This is a genomic window from Pseudomonas sp. SIMBA_068, from assembly GCF_046534705.1.
Taxonomy (GTDB): Bacteria; Pseudomonadota; Gammaproteobacteria; order Pseudomonadales; family Pseudomonadaceae; genus Aquipseudomonas; species Aquipseudomonas putida.
The window spans coordinates 1-325 of record NZ_JAWRYI010000212.1; the positions used below are offsets into that span (position 1 = coordinate 1).

The window sequence follows — 325 nt, forward strand, 5'->3', positions numbered from 1 at the left end:
GTAAAAATCCTTGGTCTGGCCGCGCGGGTCGTAGGGCGCTTGCACATGGAAAACCGGGTAGTGCCCAGCGTTGCAGAGCTGGATGCGTTCAAGCTGGAAATGGTTTTTCTCCAGCAGCGCACGGGTCGGGTGCTGCCAGGTGGTGAGATCGACGTCTTGGCAGTCGTGGGCGGTGTCGGTGTAGAGCGTGGTGTCTTTCAGGACGGGGAGCGCGCAGGCCACAGCGGGTAAAAGCAGCAGTACCCAGGCGGCGAGGAGAACTTTCATTATTTAACGTCCTTGAAATGGGGGGCACATCATGACGTGAAATGGGCGGGTTGAGTAG

At 58.5% G+C, this 325-nt stretch carries 1 pseudogene; it reads right to left on the reverse strand.

What is annotated here, in order from left to right:
- Positions 1 to 267: pseudogene (locus SB756_RS28865) on the reverse strand (hypothetical protein); the annotation flags it as partial.
- Positions 268 to 325: the final 58 nt, after the last annotated feature.